Here is a 3,242-nt window from a genome sequence, read left to right as displayed (position 1 = left end):
CCCGACGATCCCGCGCGGCGCACGATCGCGCGCGATGCCACGCCTCCCCACTCCGGTCCCCGCGTGCGACCGCGGCGTCAGCCAGCCGGGTGTGCACGCGCGCGACCTCCGCCGCCGACGCGGCCGCGTACACCTCCGCGGCCACGCGCGGGTCGGTGAGCCGGATCGAGCCCGCGTGGATCGTCAGATGCGGCGCGGCGGCGCTGGCCCGTATCTCCTCCACGCGGCGTCCGTCGGCCGCGAGGATCGGATCCAGCTCCTCCTCGAGTGCCAGCACCACCGTGAGCAGGAGCAGTCGGTCGGCGCTCGCCAGCCCGCGGATGCCGGCATGGACCGCCGCGGACGGCAGCGGCCACGGCATCCGACTCAATCCGCGGCGCTGCTCCGGTGTGAGGCGGGCCGCGACGGCGAGCACGGCCTCGGCATCGTCAGGCAGCGCGGCGCCCAGCTGCGCCGCCACGTGCGGCGCGCAGCACAGATCCCGCCGTCGAAGCTCATCCAGCAGCGGCTCCACGACGACAGGCGCGACGAAGAGGCCCGCGGGCGTGCTCGTCGCCTGAATGTCGATCCCCCCAGATCCACCGGTTGTCCCGCCGCGGACCTGAGGGTATCAGACGGGATCAGTCCTCGTCGTCGTCGTCCGACCGGTAGGGGTCGGCCTCGCCGGCGTGGGTCGCGGACGAGGCCAGCTTGGCCACCTCCGCGTCGCGCTCCTGCGCCTCGCGCAGCAGAGCGGTGATGTGGTCGGCGTTCTCCGGGAGCGCGTCCGGGATGAATTCGAGCGTGGGGACGAGTCGAGTGCTGAGCTGTCGACCGACCTCGCTGCGCAGCATTCCGGTCGCGGACGTGAGCGCGGCACCGCTGGCGAGGCGCTCCTCTTCCGTGCCGAGCACCGTGTAGAACACGGACGCGTGCTGCAGATCGCCGCTCACGCGGACGTCGGTGATGGTCACGAAGCCGAGACGCGGGTCGCGCAGCCCCTTCTCCAAGCGCTCGGCGAGGATCACGCGGATGCGATCCGCGAGTCGGGCCTGTCGTTCACCAGCCATTGTTCCTTCTCCCACCTCTGTGCGTCGCGGTTCCCAGCGAACCGCGGAGGCGGCTGCCTCCTCCCCCGTCACGGGAGGAGGAGGCAGCCGCCGCAGTCGTGCGGATCAGCCGCGCGGCTTCTCCACCATCTCGGTCGTCTCGATCTCGTCGCCGACCTGGATGTCGTTGTACTTGCCGAGGCCGATACCGGCCTCGTAGTCCGTCCGCACCTCGGTGACGTCGTCCTTGAACCGGCGCAGCGACTCGATGGCGAGGCCGTCGGCGATGACGACGCCGTCGCGGATGACGCGGGCCTTCGCGTTGCGCGTGATCGTCCCGGACCGCACGATGACACCGGCGATGTTGCCGAACTTCGAGGAGCGGAACACCTCGCGGATCTCGGCGACACCCGACTGGACCTCTTCGTACTCCGGCTTGAGCATGCCCTTGAGCGAGCTCTCGATCTCGTCGATCGCGTTGTAGATGACGGAGTAGAAACGGATGTCCACGCCTTCACGCTGAGCACGCTCGCGCGCCTTCGTGTCGGGGCGGACGTTGAAGCCCACGATGATCGCGTTGTCGATCGTCGCCAGGTTCACGTCGGACTCGGTGATCGCACCGACACCGCGGTGGATGATGCGCAGCTGCACCGAGTCGTCGACCTCGATCTTGAGGAGCGACTCCTCCAGCGCCTCGACGGCACCGGAGACGTCACCCTTGATGATGAGGTTGAGCGACTCGACCTTGCCCTCTTCGAGAGCACGGGTGAAGTCCTCGAGCGAGATGCGCTTGCGAGCCTTGGCCAGCTGCGCGTTGCGCTCGACGGCTTCGCGCTTCTCCGCGATCTGACGCGCCATGCGGTCTTCCTCGGTGACGATGAAGACGTCGCCGGCGCGGGGCACGGAGTTCAGACCCTGCACCTGGACCGGACGGGACGGCGCGGCCGCCTCGACGATCTCGCCGTTCTCGTCGATCATCGCGCGGACACGGCCGTAAGCGGTGCCCGCCACGATCGCGTCGCCGACCCGGAGGGTTCCGGACTGGATCAGCACCGTCGCGACCGAACCGCGGCCCTTGTCGAGCTTCGCCTCGATGGCGACACCGCGAGCGGCCTTGTTCGGGTTGGCGGTCAGGTCGAGACCGGCGTCCGCCGTGAGCAGCACCGCATCCAGGAGCTCCTGGATGCCGGTGTTGGCACGGGCCGAGACGTCGACGAACATGACGTCGCCGCCGTACTCCTCGGCCACCAGACCGTACTCGGTGAGCTGCTGACGCACCTTGGCCGGGTTGGCCTCGGGCTTGTCGACCTTGTTCACCGCGACCACGATCGGCACGTTGGCCGCCTGGGCGTGGTTCAGCGCCTCGACCGTCTGCGGCATGATGCCGTCGTCGGCCGCGACCACGAGGATCGCGAGGTCGGTGACCTGCGCACCACGGGCACGCATGGCGGTGAACGCCTCGTGACCGGGGGTGTCGATGAACGTGATCGCCCGCTCGATGCCCTCGTGCTCGGTCCAGACCTGGTAGGCACCGATGTGCTGGGTGATGCCGCCGGCCTCACCCTCGATGACGTTGGTCTGGCGGATCGCGTCGAGGAGGCGCGTCTTACCGTGGTCGACGTGACCCATGACGGTGACGACCGGGGGACGGATCTCGAGGTCGTCCTCGCTCTCCTCCTCCAGCTCCTTCTCGAGGTCGAGACCGAAGCCCTCGAGGAGCTCCTTGTCCTCGTCCTCGGGCGAGACCATCTGGACCTTGTAGCCCAGCTCCTCACCGAGGACCTCGAACGTGGCCTCATCCAGCGACTCGGTGGCCGTGGCCATCTCGCCGAGGTTGAAGAGGATCGTGACGAGGGTGCCCGGCTGCACGGTGTAGCCGGTCAGGGCCTCGATCTTGTCGGCGAAATCCGCGATGGAGGCACCGCGACGCATGCGGATCGTCTCGCCGTTGCCACGGGTGACGTTGACGCCACCGACGACCGGGGCGCTCCGCATCTCGAACTCTTGCCGCTTCGCCCGCCGCGACTTGCGCTGCTTGCTCTTGCCGCCGCCCTTGCCGAAGGCACCGGCGGTACCGCCGCCGGGACCACGGCCACGACCGCCACCACCGGGACGACCGGCGAAACCGCCGCCGGGACGGGGACCCGCACCGGGACCGCCACCGCCGCCGGGACGGCCGGGGCCGCCCGTGCGCTGCTGGAACGGAGCACCGGG

Annotated in this window: 3 protein-coding genes; all 3 read right to left on the bottom strand. The window is 69.7% G+C overall.

The genetic code is table 11. The features are described 5' to 3' along the window. Positions 1-514: hypothetical protein (locus D8M34_RS17725; protein ID WP_202976278.1), on the bottom strand; the 514-nt coding region annotated here is incomplete at its 3' end. A gap of 106 nt (positions 515-620) precedes the next feature. Then, entirely contained in the window at positions 621-1,049 is a 429-nt protein-coding gene (gene rbfA / locus D8M34_RS17720) for a 30S ribosome-binding factor RbfA (RefSeq protein WP_025103179.1), read from the bottom strand. A 105-nt stretch (positions 1,050-1,154) separates the two neighbouring features. Beyond that, a partial coding sequence (gene infB / locus D8M34_RS17715; protein WP_126894687.1) for a translation initiation factor IF-2 occupies positions 1,155-3,242 on the bottom strand: 2,088 nt, incomplete at its 5' end.

It is taken from the genome of Microbacterium sp. HSID17254, from assembly GCF_003989315.1.
Lineage (GTDB): Bacteria > Actinomycetota > Actinomycetes > Actinomycetales > Microbacteriaceae > Microbacterium.
This window is presented reverse-complemented; position numbering and strand designations above follow the sequence as displayed.

Coding starts and splice junctions, on each gene's coding strand:
- rbfA (WP_025103179.1), bottom strand. CDS start 1,049: ATGGCTGGTGAACGACAGGCCCGACTCGCGGATCGCATCCGCGTGATC.